Below are 16,999 nucleotides of genomic sequence, written 5' to 3'. Positions count from 1 at the left end.
AGTCTTTTTTGTATAGTTGTTCAGAAATTGTTCAGTGTAATATGCTAATCTATAAAAGAAGATTTTTCATAGTCTTCACCTAAACGCAAAATGACCAGTTCTCTTTATAAGAGTGACTGGTCTTTTTGTTTAATGTACCTTAAGTTGCTCTGCAAAATATAAAATGTTTTCCTCAAAATTAGTAACGGACTGAGATTCTTCTGCTATTTTACTAATTGTACGACGCGATCCATTGCCTTTTTAACACCAACTGGCAGGTTAAACGGAGATTTCCTAAGATCAGTTTGCCCATGAACCCTTTATTTCTTTGCCATTTTACAACGTTACTTTGTGAAAGGGCAGGCTAGAACTATAAAGTAGATTCACTTCTTTTGGCAGAAATTATCCAGATGGAACAGGGTGTAGTATTGCTACCAATATCAGTTTATAGAAAATACAATTTAAATTATGTGAAAATAGCTAATATGCCTCCTACCTATACAGTGGGATTGTCATGGATAAAAGATTTTATGTCATCAGCCACCATTAGACAATTAAAGGATTTTATTATTTCCTACTTTAATGATAACAATGAAGATTACAAAAGTTGAAATATCAAATTATTTTCTCGAAAAAACATTAAATTTGCCTAAAACCCTATTGGAAAATATTTTAACTTGTTCAGCGCCTCAACTTATCGTAGTATTATAACGAATCAAAACTAAGTAAGTTAGTAAGATTCACTTTCACAATAAAATCAGGTGCTCCCCACAAGAGAGCACCTGGTTTTTTGTTTTATAAATTACTATAGCTGCGTTTTTTTTATAAAATTGAATTTATAGCAATGTATAGACAACTACTTTAACCTCCCAGAAATCGTACTGTAATGGTATCGTTTGTCTCAAATGCTGGTAGCCATACTTCTACATAGCTGTTTTAATGATGGAAAAGAACTGGGCTATTCTTCAATGGTTTCTTCATATGTTTTGCGACCAGGGTTTATTTTTGTTACTTGGATCGTTATTTCCCCGATGGAATCCTTTGTTAAAGGGATTTTTCCTTCTTTCTCTAGCTTTTTCCATGCCTTGACGTTTGAGCGATAAAGATATTCTGAAAAACGATAGATATCAACGTCTAATTTTAAGCCTTCTTCATAGGTTTCCATTATTTCTTTTTTTACTTGTTTGATGATGTTGCCTCGTATTTCATCGGCATTTATTTTTCCTTTAAATCCATTCAGCGTAGCCTGTAAATGAATAGAAATATCAAATGTCACATGCTCCTTATTTTTAACGACGGGTTTCACTTCGACATTTAATTTATCTAAATCCACGGTTAGATAATCTCTTTCGCGACCTTCTAATTTAAAGGTGACTTCGCCACGATTGGTATTGTTATGCATCCATTGATTGCCTCTAGCAGCTGCGTTTTTTATAAAACCTTTAAAGCCATCCTTTGTCAAAATTCCAACACCTGCAAAAGTCGTTTCTTCAACTTGTTCCTCTGCTGTTTCCCAATCTTTCATAATGGTCACGTAGGGAATACTTACCTCATGGCTTGGCTCATTTAAGCCTATAATTAAATTTCTTAGGCTTTGAGGCTCTATGAAGGATTCTTGCTTAGTTGTATTGATGGGATTACTTAATTTTGAAGAGGTCAATGAATTCCTTAAAATCGGTGTGACAAGTAGAACATCTTTAATTGGGTCCTTTGTACTGTAGACCCAAATATGATAGCGAGTCTCTCGAAAACGAATAAACGTATCAATAACAGGGATGCTTCGTTCATTTTCCATGGCTCGTTCTGAGAAAAGCAAATACCTCATATGCCCCCAAAAAATTTCCTGGTCTGAGGAACGATACAGTTTATAAATCGCTTCTTCAACGGTTTTTCCTTCAGCATAACCCACCTCTGCGGGTGCAACATCTCCACTAGGCTGTTCTGATTTCGCTACATCGGCAAAATTAATAATTTGGAGATAGACTTTATATTGATTATCCTCAAAATCCACCCCAACAGCATTGACATAATACATTCTTTGAGGTTCCGTCACATCCCAACAACCTGACGTAAACAATACAGTCGTTAAAATGAATAGGAGAAATACGTTATTTTTTCTAGTCATCGTGTCCCTACTTTTATATTTGGTTACCTTTAAAATAGTTTGGACAAAAAAATGCGGACTTATAAGTAAGGGTGTTGAATGAGTCGTACGAAGTGGCGAGATGTGAAATACTCGCGATGAGAAGTCAAATATCAATAGCTTTGTGTTGCTTAATTATTTACAAAAATATGTATTGGGCATCCATATCTATTTATATGGATGAAAAGAGGAGAGTGATGTATAGAGAGGATGTTTTTGCCCCGTTGCGTGTTTTTATTTTGCTAATGTTTATTGAATGAGTATGAGCACTTAAAAGAAAAAATAATAAAGAAGTTATGTGTTAAAGCTAGTCGCATTAACACACATCGATTATTTCTTCTCTGCTGAAATGATTAAAAACATAGGTCTTCGCAGTTCATCCCGCATTTCGGGAATATTTTTTAGCATTTCCTCTGATAGCATGGGCTCCTTCACAGCACTTACCCTAAATCCAGCTTGAATTAAGACATTGATATAAGTGGAGAGTGTACGATGGTATTTGATGACATTCTTGGTAAGGAAGCTCGTTTCGCGAATGCCTTCTGTTTGATAATGATCGACTGCCCAATGCAAGCGATTGCCGTCCTTATCGTAGTACCAAGCTTGTTCATTGCGTGATGTGAATAGAGGATGCTCTACTGAGAAAATAAACGATCCATGGGGTTTTAGATAAGCATAAAGCTATTTACACAATGCTTCAAAGGGTTGTACATAATGAATAGCTAATGAACTAATTATGACATCAAATTGAGAAGCAGAAAAATGGATATCTTCAATCGGCATCTTTAAATAGGTAATAAAAGGATCATTCGTTTTTTCCTGCGCTTTTTGAAGCATTTTTTCCGATAGATCCACACCGATTACTGATTTTGCCTGTTGCTCGCGGGCATAGCGGCAATGCCAACCGAAGCCACAGCCTAGATCGAGTACAGTCTTCTCTCGTAAATCTGGAAGAAGTGCTTTTAACACGTGCCATTCACCTGCTGCGTCTAGTCCTTGAACGGAACGTGGCATTTTTTCATATTCGGAAAAGAAATTGATTTCATCATATTTATTTTGTTTCATATATTGAACACTCCTATTAATTAAGTTCGCCTCCTAAATCTACTGATAACCTAGGAGGTTAGCTATCTTCTTCTAATCATTGCTGTCACCTCGTGTAACTTTTTTAAACGATAACACATTTAATTACTACAAGAACTTCTCAGAATTAATCACAACACTGACATCATCCAAAAAAGCTCACATCTCTAAAATTTAAAGATGTGAGCTGCTATTACCTTATATACCCTTTAAGTTATCTGTTAATCTAACCACTCAATTGCACAACTGTTAAGGAGCGGTTTAAGTAACTAGCTATTAAGGAATCCGATGCTGCACTTGCACCAACCAAGTCTCCTGCGGCTAATGTAGCTTGAACAACATAGGACGAACTACTTCTATTGACAACATTAAAGACTGCGATGCCGTCTAGAAAAATAGGTTGCCCATTGATGGTAATGCTAACTGTGAAAAATGGTTGATCAGGATCAGCATCTGTTGTTGCTTGCGCATTTATCGAAATGGTAATTTGATAGACACCATTATTTTGAACGACTAACTCGTTTCCAGTAGGGCTAACTGTAACATTTGATAGCGGGCCAATTACATGGAAAGTAACGGGCGTCTGTTCAGACGTTAAAAAGCCTAAAGTATCTCCTCTCAGGGACCCATATCCTAAAACACCACGATCAGGCGAGGGAACAGGTATAATAGGACCAGGAAGAGCAACAATTTTTGGGAAGTAATTCGTTTCATTTTGACAACAGTCATTACATGTATGTTTATTGAACATTCTCTAACCCTCCTATATGCTCTCAATATAGGTATTATATTCAACTCTCTTATCACCATTTGAACGAACACCTAGGCTACAGATTAGATAAAGTCTAAAAACGCTAGCATTTTCTGCTAAAATGCTATTTGTTGAGGGTATCAAGCATCTACTACAGCCTTTTATCTTAAATGGAAAAGAATGAATGCTTCAATTAGACTTTATTACTGAACAATTATTTTGATGGGGGAGGTATATATCCTGGTAAGGAATTTAGAGGAACAGGGAAATAAGGAAAACCCAGTACCCAGCCAAGGCTTTCCTTATTTAACAATATCGCAAAAAAGGCTATTTTTTTGCCTGAATCAAGGTGAACCAGCTTTTTTTATTGAATGTACCAGAAACTCTGTATATGGGTTGATAGAATCCTTTCGTATCATACATATACGAAAGCTCTATTAAATCGATAGTAAGCTGATCGCCTGTTTTTATCAAAAGTTCTTCATCTGTTACGAGTGCATTGAATTTTATTTGTGGAAAATCGCCATTCTTAATTCGCTCATACACCTCTGCAGGTGACAAAATATTTACTTCCCGTATCAATTGATGCTGATGAAGACTATAGGATAATGCGTACACACTTCCATCTGGTTTTAGACAGAGGTCTACATCACCAAGCCAATAATCTTGGTTAGATTCAGCGCGGTCAGGAAGCGTCCATTGAAATACGCCATTATCCAAAGCTGTAAATGCTACATCTTGAGGAAGGAGAGAAAGCTCGTCCATCACGCTCTTTGCCTTGTTCACCAGTGTCTCTTGCACAGCTGAAGAGGGTTGCACTGGCGTATAAAGATTGTCTGTTAGCGACCAATTGCCCTCTGCGCTAATGAATAACGTATACGAGTTTTCTGCTTTGTCTTTTAATAAAAGCTCACGATCACCCCTAATATCCTGTCTACTTAACTCTGATAAATCGAATTTCTTTTGCAACAGAGTCTCCACTTCATCATTTTGAATTATTTTTTTATATATTGGGGCAACGGTAGATGTTGCATGTAAATCTAATGAAGTGGTTACATCAACGCCCGACATATTCGATTTTGTGTAGGCGTTTATGGTTAAATGGCCAAATTCCTGTTGAGTATAGACAATCATCATGCCAACAAAAATCAAACCCATCATGATAGGGATGGCTAGATTTCCGACCAAACTTTTCATTTTTACTTTTTTGTGCTGAACAATAGAAGTCCCAAGTCGGTATAACTGGTATCCAATAATCCCGCCAAGCGAGTTGTTGATTAAGTCATCAAGCTCAAAAATCCCCGCTCCTGTGAGTGTTTGATACGTTTCAATGGATAAAGTTGCAATCACTACTACAGGAAGAAGCCACTTAAACAATTTAAATTTAGAGAAAAGTAAAGGTAAGAAAACGCCTAATGGCACAAACATGAAAATATTAAAAATACAATTTTGAAGATCTCGTAACGAGTATTTCTTCCATGCATCTATATAACCACTGAATGGTTGAAGATTCATTTGCATGAAATGGGAAGAACCGCGACCAATAATCGTTAGCTCACACACAAATACAATATAGCCGATAAAGAGTGCTCCAAGCATCAGTTGCTTTATGTTTATTTTTTTTCGATCGGACTGGTGTTTTTTATAATAAAGGAAATAATAAAGTGCAATGAGTAAGAACTCAGCGCCAATAATAAGGATGACTGGCAACATTAAAATCCGAATGTTATTCATAATATCTGTAACGCCCAAGACAAGATGCTCCTAACTATGTTAATCTGATGAATTGATTTTCTGTTGATGTAATATTGTCGACTTTTCTTATTGTAAATGGTAATTATTAATAGTTATTGAGAATAATTATGAAGATTTCTTAAGATTTTGCATCATATCTACTAGTGGAGGAAGTGCTTGGAAGAGTAAGGGGAAATAGATAAAACTATAATAGCTGGAAACGTCTAACGTGAAAAGGAGTGGATGAAATGTTAGTAGATGTTTTTTATTATATAAAATTATCAATGGGTATTTTTCTACTTAGTTTGTTCGTTACATTATTTTTAATTTTATTAAAAAAGCCTATTGTCAATGGATATACAATAGGTGTATTAGCAATAATTTCCTGTATCGTATCAGGGGCACTGATGATTATTTCTGGATACATAGCGGATGAAGTGCCCTCAGGCGGAGACCCAACTACCTTTTATATGTTTCTAGTTATTCTCTTTTTAAATATAGTAAATTTGATTTTATTTTCCGTAAAAAAAGTGAGGGGAGATTAGGGGATCATCAGCAAAGTTTATGGAAATTGTACTTTCAGAAGTGATGACAAAATAAATGACATCGCTTGTTCTCTAGAATTAAGGGCATCATTTTATGGGCAATTAAGTATAGGTAGGTGTTTTTTATGAGTCTTCCGTTGTGTTGGCTTGTCGGTCCTTGTAATCAAAAATGATATAAACAATTGTCAGAAAATATCAATATACCCTATAATAAATAAAAAAGCTGAGAATAAGAGGTGAACTTATGGGGAAACCAGTAGATTACAATCTATTTCCAGGTTATCAAAACACACTTGACTCCAGACTTGATGAGCGTAAGGAAGAATTTATTGAGGAACTAGAAAGAGCAAAAGTTGATGGACATATACTTGAATTTGAAAAATCACTAGAAGAATTGCCCCAATAGTAAAGTGAAAGCATCTTGACGAGAGATGCTTTTTTCTTTTGCTTAGAGCTTGTTTATATGTATAAATCGGGCTATTCACTTCAAGGAATTCTTCCTTTTTAAGCGATAATAATTAATAGAAATGTCAATAATCAATAGGATGTATAGTACACTAAATACATTTAAAGTTAATGAAGGCAGAGGGAAAATGACTTCTCTAATCAATATTAACCATATAGTAGTTGATACTAAAACAACAGCATCCAATAAAATAGCCATCGTATGTTTGTGTTCTTTGAAAATAAAATTAAATACAATTAACCTTATTAAAATGGGTGTCGTGAAGAAGTAAAATGAATAAATTTGTGTAATTTCTTCTAGGCTCACATTGCATCTTCCTTTGGTGTTATTTGAGTTAAATAAGCGGCAGCAAACAAAAATAGGACTATTACTATTAGCCCTACTCTGAGATTATAACATATAAATGTCTATTTTTCCATTTTACGTAAATAAGCAAGCTGTCCAATATGATAGGCATTGTGAGTCGCGGCATTCGATAGGATGGCCCACCATTCCGCTTTCACGGGGTATCCATTTACGATAGATAAAAGCTGCTCTTCCTCAATTAATTCTTGCCATTGCAGCAGGATATGGAATAACTTTTCTTTCAATTCATAGAAAGTTACTTCATCTTTAACAAGAAACGTATTTGCATTATTCGTTTGGGATGGGGCCTTCACTTGATTCTCCCTATACCGTATTTGCCAAATTTCATTCCAATAGATTAAGTGCTGGACAATTTCAGCCATACTATGGCTAGAAGGATCGGGTTTCCAAAAGGCTTCTGCTTCAGATAGCCCTTCAACGACTTCATAAAATGAGATATACCAACTACGGTCATTCGCATTAGCTAAAAATTGATCTAACAAGATGGTCTTAGCCTCCATCACTCACGTTCCCTTCTTCAAAGTATTTTTTGAATAGTATATCATTTTGAGGTTTGAATGTACGGATAAAATACTAGTGCTGACAAGCTTTGTATGAATTTAATGCAACAATAAAAAAGCTGCGGCTTGTAGAAGCCACAGCAAATGAATAAATTGTAGGAAATAATTAAACAATAGAAAATATCATTAAATAGGTATATCAACTTCTATTATCAGCTTTTTCCGATTCATCTTTTTTACTTCTAAGCAGCAAGGCCATAAATAAGAAACTGGCTACCCAAAAGGCAAAGAATAAATTCTCAAGCAAGGCCCAATGCCCACTATTAAAATAGTTCCAAATTGTTGTGAATAAAAAGACGATGATAAAGAATGCGATATATAAACATTTTCCGAATATAGTCACTTCAAGCACCTCTATTATTATATAAAATGGTGTAATCATCACACATAAGAGATGAAGACGGTCAACAAATACTACTTTCTTCACTTACTGCGTGCGAGACACTCAAAATTAGTGTGTGTTAATTATGGTTAGTTATACATTCATTGAAAAGTCGAGGAATCTGGCAGCGTTTCCTGTTTTAAAAATATACGATTTTCAAAGGATATATGGAATGAGATCATTACGTAGACAAATACATTTTTCAATCTCCAATTCCAATAGAGCAAAAACCCCACCAAATCAATACTTTTACGCTATAATGTAGGACGAGGTGAAGAAAATGTTTGTAAGTGAGAAACAGATTGAAATCCGGTATGCGGAGACCGACCAAATGGGCGTAGTGTACCATGCGAATTACATCATTTGGATGGAAATTGGTCGTACACAGCTTGTAAGTGATGCGGGCTTTGAGTATGCTGCATTAGAAAAAGATGGCTATGTATCGCCAGTAATGGATTTATCGATTTCGTATAAAGCAGCCATGCATTATGGACAGGTGGCAACGGTGCGCACTTGGGTAGCAAAGCATGATCGTTTACGAACTACGTATGGTTATGAAATTTTACATGAGGATGGCACGGTAGCAGCCACAGCTCAATCCGTACATATTCTTGCGCATAAGGATACATTGCGACCAGTATCTTTAAGTAAGATTGACCCAGCTTGGGACGCCAAATATAAAGAAATTGCCGTTGAGGCAAAATAGGAGAACAATAGATGGAAATGTTTTTAGCTTTAGGCGCGATTTTGGCAGGTCTTGGTGTTATTTTAGGAGCTTTTGGCGCACATGCACTAAAGGATAAGTTTGCCTCGCCACATTATGCAGCCATTTGGGAAACGGCTGTGCAATATCAAATGTATCATGCTATAGGAATTCTTGCGCTTGGTATTCTATCCAATGAGGCACTTTTAGGAAGCTCTAGTCTGCTTTCGTGGGCAGGATATCTGATGTTTACAGGGATTGTCTTCTTCTCTGGTAGTTTATATGTGCTTGCCGTGACAGGTGTGAAAAAGCTAGGGGCGATTACCCCAATCGGTGGAATGTTATTTATTGTTGCATGGGTGCTTGTCATAATAGCGGCCTTATCATAAGAAAGAGACTGTAACGAGAAAGTTCTGATGATTCATATCATAGGAACTTCTCGTTTTTTAGTTTAGTATGAAGAAAATGAAACAATTTGTCTGATTTTGCGTATTACATAGTGTTGATAGATGATAAAATAAGCTAAACATCAATGTAAAGGTGGGAATATTTATGGGTTTATTAAAAGCAGGCGTTGGGGCATTAACAGGCGTTTTAGAGGATCAATGGCGTGAGTATTTTTATTGTGAGGCATTATCCGCCGATGTTCTGGTGACTAAGGGCATTAAACGCACTTCTAAACGAGGTTCAAATAAAGGCAATGACAATATTATTAGCAATGGCTCGATAATTGCCATCAATGAAGGGCAATGTGTGATGATTGTAGAGCAGGGGAAAGTCGTAGAGTTTTCTTCAGAAGCTGGCGAATATGTCTATGATACATCAACAGAGCCTTCGATTATGTATGGCTCAGATTTGTCTCATGGCATTATGGAAACATTTAAACAGATAGGCAAACGTTTCACATTTGGTGGAGAACCTGCTAAAGATCAGCGAGTTTATTATTTTAATAAAAAGGAGATTGTTGGGAATAAATATGGCACTCCTGCACCGATTCCATTCCGTGTCATTGATCGTAATATTGGCTTAGATATCGACATTGCGATTCGTTGCCATGGCGAATATTCTTATAAAATCATTGATCCATTATTATTCTATACAAATGTGTGTGGAAATGTGGAGCGTGAATTTACACGAGAGACCATTGATAGCCAGTTAAAATCAGAATTAATGACAGCGTTACAGCCAGCCTTTGCACAAATTTCAGCAAGTGGCGTTCGTTATAGTGAAATACCCGCTCATACAGTTGCATTAGCAGACGCACTCAATAAGGTTTTATCTGAAAAATGGCTTGCTACACGTGGTTTAGCTGTTGTGTCATTTGGCATCAGTACACTGAAAGCTTCTGAAGAAGACGAAGCGATGATCAAACAACTACAACGCAATGCGGTCATGCGTGATCCAGGTATGGCTGCTGCCCATTTAACTGGTGCTCAGGCAGAAGCGATGATTGCGGCTGCCAACAATGATGGTGGGGCTATGGCAGGATTCATGGGGATGAATATGGCTGCACAAGCTGGTGGAGTCAATGCTAGTCAACTTTATCAAATGAATGAGCAAAATAAGCAAGCACAAATGGCTCAGGCTGCGATGCAAAATCAAACAGCTAAAGCCTCTGATACATGGACATGTGCATGTGGTCATGACAACACGGGGAAATTCTGTTCAAATTGTGGTGCGGCAAAACCGGCGGAAGAGGGCTGGACATGTACGTGTGGAGCGGTGAATAAAGGGAAGTTTTGCAGTGAGTGTGGCTCTAAAAAACCAGCTGGTGCTTTACTCTATGCATGTGATAAATGTGGATGGACACCAGAGGACCCTGCAAATCCACCTAAATTCTGTCCTGAATGCGGCGATGTTTTTGATGAAAAGGATGTCAAGTAAGGAGATGATGGCCTATGTCAACGCAAGAAGTTGAAAATGTCAAACAAGTAAAGCTTGACTTTGATGCTGAATGTCCTTCCTGTGGTGCATCGATTGAGTTTAATCCTGCCACAGGTAAGCTGACTTGTCCGTATTGTGGATTTGAGTCTGAAATTGCAACCCCTGAGCAAGAAGAGGAAAAAGTTGCCCAGGAAATGGACTTCTTAAAAGCAGAAGAACGTGGAAATTTCAATTGGGGCGTGGAGAAAAAGACGGTTATTTGTAAAGCTTGTGCAGCCGAGACGATTTATGATGCCCTACAGGTTGCTGACAGTTGTCCTTACTGCGGTTCGAATCAGGTCATGGAGGCTAGTGCTGAGAATACGCTAGCACCCAATGGCGTATGTGCTTTTGAAGTAACGGATAAGCAGGCAGGGGAACATTTTCAGAAATGGATTAAAGGCAGATGGTTTACACCAAAGGCTGCCAAAATAAGTGCAAAGCCTGATGCCTTTAAAGGGGTATATCTCCCGTATTGGACGTTTGACTCAAAAACAAGCTCCAGATACTCCGCAAGATATGGACGTCATCGAACAGTTACGGATAAAGACGGTAAAACGCATACAGAAACAGATTGGTATTCAACAAGTGGTTTTTATCAGGAATTTATAGACGATCATTTAGTGAGTGCCACGACACGCTATGATCGGGACATGATGCGAAAAATCGAACCATTTAATCTCCTTAATAATAAGGCTTATAAACCACAATATGTAGCTGGATTTTTATCAGAGCGTTACAGTGTTGGTTTGCATGATGGCTGGAGCCAAGCAAAAAGTGAAATCCATGATCACCTCCATGCGCAAATCACGTCCAAAATTCGTTGGGAAAATAGTGCCGATGTAGTATCCAATCTGCGTTTTTCCACAAACCATGATGATATTACATACAAATATTTAATGTTACCGATTTGGTTATCTTCTTTCCGCTATAAGGAGAAGATTTACCGCTTTATGGTGAATGGACAAACGGGTCGAGTTGGCGGAAATGCTCCTATTTCGCCGCTTCGCGTAACGATTGCTGTTATTTTATCAGTAGCAGTAATCGCACTGATTTGGTATTTCTTTATGTCTGAATAATAATAAACAGTATGCCAGTAGGAGCCTCGTGTTGTCCTATTGGGATACTGTTTTTTCATAAAATTGTCCTTAAATACTGGGCAAATGACTGAATTATTTGGCTTGGATAGGATAATGATCATCTATTATCACGGCTGTCTTTGTGTCATGTTGCATAAATTAAAGTGAGAAACAAAATAAGAGAACAGCCTTGACTGACATGAAAATTAAGTAAAGTAACAAGATGGCGTAAGGAGCAACCTACTATGCAGGAAAGTCGTTAGCATTGATAATAATCGAATAATTGTCTATGTTGAAGGTTAAAATTTAGGACAGATTTGCCATAAATTATGAGAAGTGAAGTTGCGATTTTACTTTAAACAACTTATTATACAGTCAGAGAGCATTTTTTTAGTTAATCATGATGAATGCAATGTTATTTTTGAATAACAATGAAAACGTTATTCATATTGGAGGTTTCGATGATGGACGCAATTGAAGTGTTAACGAATTTAGATCAAATACATGGGTATTATCAACCGATATTTAGTGCAGATGCGCATACGGTGATTGCCTACGAAATTTCCGGATATCTACAAATTCAAGGTCAGCAAATTAATTTAAAGGATTTTGTCAACAATGAAGATATTCCAGAAGAATATCGAATTGATATGGAACATAAAATTTTACATGCGGCATTAGCTAAAATTGATGAAATTGCACCAGAAATTGATATTTATATTCCAAGCAATCCAAATTTATTGATGCAAGATTTTGGTGAAAGTCATTTTAATATTATCCAACAATATATAGATGAAAAAGATTTACAGCGCATCGTACTTGTCGTATCAGAGCATCGTTTTATCGGGGATATTAACAAACTACATCACGCCCTCCGCTATTTTACGACGTTTGGAGTGAAAATTGCCGTTCAGGAAGTAGGAGCCGAAAGTCATTTAGAGCATATTGCGTTATTGGCACCCCATATCTTAAAGGTCAATACACGTGATTTAAATTATGATTCTTGGTCTGCTCAATCGGACATGATTTCCGCCATTGGTAGCCTAGCTTATAAAATTGGAGCGAATCTTTTATTTGAAGATATCGAAACGGTTTATCAGCTACAATTTGCTTGGAAAAATGGCGGTAGATTTTATCAAGGACCATACCTAGCAAATCCAGCAATGACCTTTGTTGATAAGGATATATTAAAGGAACGTTTTAAAAAAGAATGCCAGCAATTTATTACTTCCGAAAAGAAAATGCTGGAGGCACAATATTTGCAGTTAAAAAAATTAAGAGAGGAATTAGAGGCGATTGTTCACCGTGTGAAACCAACGAGCGACAATGTCTCCCATTTAGAGTATTTAGCTGAACTATTAGATAACTACTCCTTCCGACTCTATATTTGTAATGAGGATGGGTTCCAGTTAACACCAAACGTTATGCGAATTGACGGTAATTGGGAGCTACAGCCACGTGCCATCAATAAAAATTGGAGCTGGCGTCCTTATTTCCTCCAAACAATTATCAAAATGCGCAACGATCAAAGTGGGGAAATCTCTGAATTGTATCGGGATATTGAGACAGGAGAAATTACAAGAACATTCTCCATCGCCATCAACGAGCATGAATATTTGTTTGTTGACCTTTCCTATGACTATCTTTACGAACACAAAATTTTTAGGTAAACCTAAGATAGTTTATATATCAAGGATTGTGGGGTACATTCAATGAGTGTACCCCACTTTTTAAATTCAGTGATAACGATGTCGGACAGGTAGATGTAAAGAATAAAGGAGGGCTCTTCGTAATGAAGAAGGCTATTATATCAGACATTCATGGAAATATAGATGCGTTACAAGCAGTACTACTCGATATTAAAAATCGTGGTATTAAGGATATATACAATCTAGGTGATAGCTTATATGGACCTTTATTTCCTATCGAAACTTATGAATTATTAGTAAAAGAGGACATTCGAAATATTAGGGGGAATTGCGATCGAATCTTATTAGATAACAAGACAGATAATCCAACGGTACAATATGTTCAAGGTTTATTGGAAGAGGAACAGAAGGAATGGATAGCTGATTTGCCATTCTCTTTACAAACGGAAGATTTTTATTTTTGTCATGGTACACCCACTAGTGATGAAAGTTATTTGTTAGAGGAAATCAGTCCAAATGGTTCAACACTTAAGAAGACAGAAGATATTTTGAAGTTGGTTAATGGAATTTCCCAGAACATTATTTTTTGTGCGCATACTCATATACCTAGAGTTGTCTATTTACCAAATGATAAAATCGTTATTAATCCGGGTAGCGTTGGATTACCAGCATATGAAGACGAATTACCAACCTATCATAAAATGGAGTCTGGCTCTCCTTATGCGAATTATACAATTGTAACTAAAAAAGAAGACGATTGGATGATAGAACAAATCCTTATTCCATACAATCGAGATGCAGCTATCTTACAAAGTGAAAAAAATGGAAGAATAGATTGGGGAAAAGCCTTGCAAACAGGTAGAATGTAAAATTGTTTGGTAGCCATCGTTCTAACAAGGTCTTCTTCAACTAACAATCGAACTGCTACCTTATGATTTTGAGCACACAGACATTTAAATTGCATAATCAGCTAAAAGAGAGAGCAATTTAATAAGATCACATGCCTTCTGCAAACGGAGAGGACTTTTATTATGCTCTATGTAAGAAATCGAGCTTGGTGATGGTGAGAAAGGACATTAATTTAATTCAAGCTAATTTTCATCACCTACCATATTGTTCAGAAACTGTTCATATTACCCTGATATACTATCAATGAACACGCATACTAACCAAAAAACTAGGTACTCCAAAGTGGGGTACCTAGTTTTATGCAAAGGGACACTTGGGATGGAGTGACCCTAGTAACAATTTCGGAGGTGTAAGGCTAATTTAGCTTTACATTACTATATATATGTTGTGTTTGTTATGGTTGAATAGTTAATTGCCTGAGAAATAATTATTGAAGCTCAAAAATAGTCTCTAGGTTCATTGATTGTCTAGGATAGGAATGGTAAAGTGTAAATAACTTTAGGTACAAGGAGGAGAATTCACATGAAAAAAAGATCTATTCGTTTTTTAAGCATGGGTATAGGGTTCTCCACAGCTGTTTTTTTCTAAAATCGATAAGTAAGGGATAAGTCTGCCCTTTTTTAGAAAAATACGACCTAAAGGAGAATAGAATATGAAATCAAAAGTCATACGTAAAAATCCAATGCAGGTACCTAGCCCTGTTGGAAAGTATAGCCATGTCACAATCATTCCGAAAGATGCTGCAATGTATGCATTTTCTGGACAAATAGGAATTGGTCAAGATGATCAATTGCCGGCAGGATTGATAGAGCAAATTACTAATACATTTAAAAATATTGAAATGATTTTAACAGCTGAGGAATTGGATGCTTCACATGTGGTAAAGGCTGACATTTGGGCCACAGAGGAGATTGATTGGCATCACTTCTATCAGCAATGGGTAGCCATGTATGGTGATTCCTATCCTTCTATGACTATTGCTTATGTATCAGCATTAGGGCTACCAGATATAAAAATTGAGATGGATCTTTGGGCTGCTAAATAGCCTAAAAAACGACAATATCCAAGTGGTATTGTCGTTTTTTGTATTAACGTAACATCCTTTTTAATTGCTTCATTTCATAATTCAATTCGTCAATTTGCTTTTGCAGTTTGTTAATATCATTGCTATTGCTTTCATTTTCCTTTAGCTCATCCTCTAAAGCAAGACCAGCCGCAATGGTCGCTAGTGCGTCACCCAGTGTTGTAATGGCTCCTGCAATCACTGCCAGCTTAGCTGCTTGACTCACGGATTCTATTCCATCACTATTCCGATTGCCTTTATTATTCTTCATACAATCCTCCCTATAAAAAAGGGTATTATTTGCATTCTATGCTTAGGATAAGTAGCAGGTGAAGATTCTTTTTGGCATACCTCGTATAAAAAGGTCATTTATGTTTGCAACAACGGAAAGTTGGATTTTTTGAGGCGTTTTCCAGAAGTTGAAGGACTTTATTTTACAGCTATTTTTAGATCCAGTAGAGAATAAATATTTTATTTTAACTCATGGTAAAATGCGTTGTCAATAATAAATTTGTAATTTTATTAAAAAATGTTATAATAGTCTTACGATAATTTTTTATAAATGTATTTCGAATTCCGATGTCCTATTTTGCAGAAAGAATTTGGATACGTTTTTTTTAATTTCCTTTGATAAGCTGAAAAAAATCAAAACCATTATGTATGCTTAAAAGGAAGTTAATGAAAAAAATTTACTATCTAATAGTAACTTAGTTTTTATTCCATAAGGAGGACTAGATTAATGAATCTAATTAATAAGAAAGTTACACACAAGCGTTTTGGCATAGGTAGTATAGTTAATCAAAATGATTCGAGTATTGAAATCCATTTTGCAACGGAAAATAAAAGGTTTGTTTTCCCTGATGTATTTGGAAACCACCTAAAAATACATGATAAAAGTGATGCTAAGTTACTTGAGGAAATTATACAAAAAAAAGAAATTGAACGACAAGAAGAAGAATGGAAGAAGGAAGAGGAAAAAAAACTACAACGGAAAGAACTAGTACTTCGCTTGGAACACGAAAAACTTATGAATAACCATAAACTTCATCCCGCATCACAAATGGTTTTTTGGTGTGACACAGAAGAACAGAATAGTTCTTTTTCAGAGTGGAAAGTTTTTTCAGGCATATTAAAGAGTGGTAATAACAAAGGAAAGCCAAACAAGCCGAGCCGCCTGCACCAGAATAGCGCTGTTCTATTAACGGCAAGAGAATCCAGCAAGCCTGAAAAAGATAGACGTATCTTAGGTGTCTATATGGTGAATGAAAATTTTGTCGGTAAGCTGTGTGAAGATGGACATATTCCTGCTCATTCAAAATACAGAATTCAACTGACAGAACAGGAATCAGATCAGCTGCTGTTCTGGCAATACTATATAAATGAAAAATTCCCCGAAAAAATGACATGGAAGACAGGTAAATATCGTTATTTTGAAAATTTATGGATGGCTCAAATTTTACTTGATATCATTTCGTTGAAAAGTGACCCAAAAGAACGAGAGTTGGCGCAACAATTCTTTAAACACTTTTGTAAAATGAATCAGATAACAGTTCAAGAGTTACCAAAGCCGAATGGCGCATTAACTCGTATTTAGACGTTAGGGCTACGGATATAAGAATGACTAACACCTACTTATATAAAGAACCAACTACCCAAGAAGAAGA

Annotated in this window: 17 protein-coding genes and 1 pseudogene; 11 read left to right on the top strand and 7 right to left on the bottom strand. The window is 36.3% G+C overall.

Going from position 1 to position 16,999, the window contains the following annotated elements; genetic code table 11:
- Positions 1-371 precede the first annotated feature (371 nt).
- Entirely contained in the window at positions 372-590 is a 219-nt protein-coding gene (locus tag ACEVFT_RS11810; RefSeq protein WP_393949953.1) for a hypothetical protein, read from the top strand.
- A gap of 347 nt (positions 591-937) precedes the next feature.
- On the opposite strand, the gene ACEVFT_RS11805 is transcribed toward ACEVFT_RS11810, so the two are convergent.
- From ACEVFT_RS11805 to ACEVFT_RS11790, 4 genes and pseudogenes are all read right to left on the bottom strand, one after another.
- On the bottom strand, positions 938-2,104 hold the full coding sequence (locus ACEVFT_RS11805; protein ID WP_393949951.1) for a Ger(x)C family spore germination protein: 1,167 nt from the start codon (positions 2,102-2,104) through the stop codon (positions 938-940).
- A 348-nt stretch (positions 2,105-2,452) separates the two neighbouring features.
- A pseudogene (locus ACEVFT_RS11800) lies at positions 2,453-3,187 on the bottom strand (class I SAM-dependent methyltransferase).
- 244 nt (positions 3,188-3,431) lie between these two features.
- The gene (locus ACEVFT_RS11795; protein ID WP_393949949.1) at positions 3,432-3,956 is read right to left on the bottom strand and encodes a hypothetical protein; all 525 of its coding nucleotides are present in this window, start codon (positions 3,954-3,956) and stop codon (positions 3,432-3,434) included.
- A 327-nt stretch (positions 3,957-4,283) separates the two neighbouring features.
- The gene (locus ACEVFT_RS11790; protein WP_393949948.1) at positions 4,284-5,708 is read right to left on the bottom strand and encodes a VanZ family protein; all 1,425 of its coding nucleotides are present in this window, start codon (positions 5,706-5,708) and stop codon (positions 4,284-4,286) included.
- 230 nt (positions 5,709-5,938) lie between these two features.
- Here ACEVFT_RS11790 and ACEVFT_RS11785 point away from each other — a divergent pair, with 230 nt between their 5' ends.
- Both ACEVFT_RS11785 and ACEVFT_RS11780 read left to right on the top strand, forming a co-directional pair.
- Positions 5,939-6,235, top strand: a complete 297-nt coding sequence (locus ACEVFT_RS11785; protein ID WP_393949947.1) for a hypothetical protein — start codon at positions 5,939-5,941, stop codon at positions 6,233-6,235.
- A 244-nt stretch (positions 6,236-6,479) separates the two neighbouring features.
- Entirely contained in the window at positions 6,480-6,641 is a 162-nt protein-coding gene (locus ACEVFT_RS11780) for a hypothetical protein (protein WP_205443914.1), read from the top strand.
- Positions 6,642-7,108: 467 nt separating this feature from the next.
- Here the strand turns inward: ACEVFT_RS11780 and ACEVFT_RS11775 are convergent, their stop codons facing one another.
- Positions 7,109-7,570, bottom strand: coding sequence for a DinB family protein (locus tag ACEVFT_RS11775; RefSeq protein WP_342532512.1), 462 nt, complete (start codon positions 7,568-7,570; stop codon positions 7,109-7,111).
- Between the two features lie 196 nt (positions 7,571-7,766).
- Positions 7,767-8,009 carry an RNA polymerase subunit sigma gene (locus ACEVFT_RS11770; RefSeq protein WP_393949945.1) on the bottom strand — a complete coding sequence of 81 codons (243 nt, stop codon included), beginning with the start codon at positions 8,007-8,009 and terminating at the stop codon, positions 7,767-7,769.
- Positions 8,010-8,289: 280 nt separating this feature from the next.
- Here ACEVFT_RS11770 and ACEVFT_RS11765 point away from each other — a divergent pair, with 280 nt between their 5' ends.
- From ACEVFT_RS11765 to ACEVFT_RS11735, 7 genes are all read left to right on the top strand, one after another.
- Positions 8,290-8,715, top strand: coding sequence for an acyl-CoA thioesterase (locus ACEVFT_RS11765; protein WP_342440695.1), 426 nt, complete (start codon positions 8,290-8,292; stop codon positions 8,713-8,715).
- 11 nt (positions 8,716-8,726) lie between these two features.
- Entirely contained in the window at positions 8,727-9,101 is a 375-nt protein-coding gene (locus ACEVFT_RS11760) for a DUF423 domain-containing protein (RefSeq protein WP_205443912.1), read from the top strand.
- A 163-nt stretch (positions 9,102-9,264) separates the two neighbouring features.
- Positions 9,265-10,596: an SPFH domain-containing protein gene (locus ACEVFT_RS11755; protein ID WP_393949943.1), complete on the top strand. Its 1,332-nt coding sequence runs from the start codon at positions 9,265-9,267 to the stop codon at positions 10,594-10,596.
- Between the two features lie 14 nt (positions 10,597-10,610).
- The gene (locus tag ACEVFT_RS11750) at positions 10,611-11,714 is read left to right on the top strand and encodes a TFIIB-type zinc ribbon-containing protein (protein ID WP_393949942.1); all 1,104 of its coding nucleotides are present in this window, start codon (positions 10,611-10,613) and stop codon (positions 11,712-11,714) included.
- A 464-nt stretch (positions 11,715-12,178) separates the two neighbouring features.
- Positions 12,179-13,384: an EAL-associated domain-containing protein gene (locus ACEVFT_RS11745; RefSeq protein WP_342534782.1), complete on the top strand. Its 1,206-nt coding sequence runs from the start codon at positions 12,179-12,181 to the stop codon at positions 13,382-13,384.
- 122 nt (positions 13,385-13,506) lie between these two features.
- Positions 13,507-14,232 carry a metallophosphoesterase family protein gene (locus ACEVFT_RS11740; protein WP_393949940.1) on the top strand — a complete coding sequence of 242 codons (726 nt, stop codon included), beginning with the start codon at positions 13,507-13,509 and terminating at the stop codon, positions 14,230-14,232.
- Positions 14,233-14,924: 692 nt separating this feature from the next.
- Entirely contained in the window at positions 14,925-15,317 is a 393-nt protein-coding gene (locus ACEVFT_RS11735) for a RidA family protein (protein ID WP_393949939.1), read from the top strand.
- A 43-nt stretch (positions 15,318-15,360) separates the two neighbouring features.
- Here the strand turns inward: ACEVFT_RS11735 and ACEVFT_RS11730 are convergent, their stop codons facing one another.
- Positions 15,361-15,606 (bottom strand): hypothetical protein, encoded by a 246-nt coding sequence (locus ACEVFT_RS11730; RefSeq protein WP_393949936.1) that lies wholly within the window; start codon positions 15,604-15,606, stop codon positions 15,361-15,363.
- Positions 15,607-16,074: 468 nt separating this feature from the next.
- Between ACEVFT_RS11730 and ACEVFT_RS11725 the strand changes: the two genes are divergently transcribed.
- Positions 16,075-16,929, top strand: coding sequence for a malate synthase (locus tag ACEVFT_RS11725; protein ID WP_342532507.1), 855 nt, complete (start codon positions 16,075-16,077; stop codon positions 16,927-16,929).
- The last annotated feature ends 70 nt before the right edge of the window (positions 16,930-16,999 follow it).

The sequence above is a fragment of the Lysinibacillus sp. PWR01 genome (assembly GCF_043359455.1).
GTDB classification, from domain to species: Bacteria; Bacillota; Bacilli; order Bacillales_A; family Planococcaceae; genus Lysinibacillus; species Lysinibacillus fusiformis_F.
This window is presented reverse-complemented; position numbering and strand designations above follow the sequence as displayed.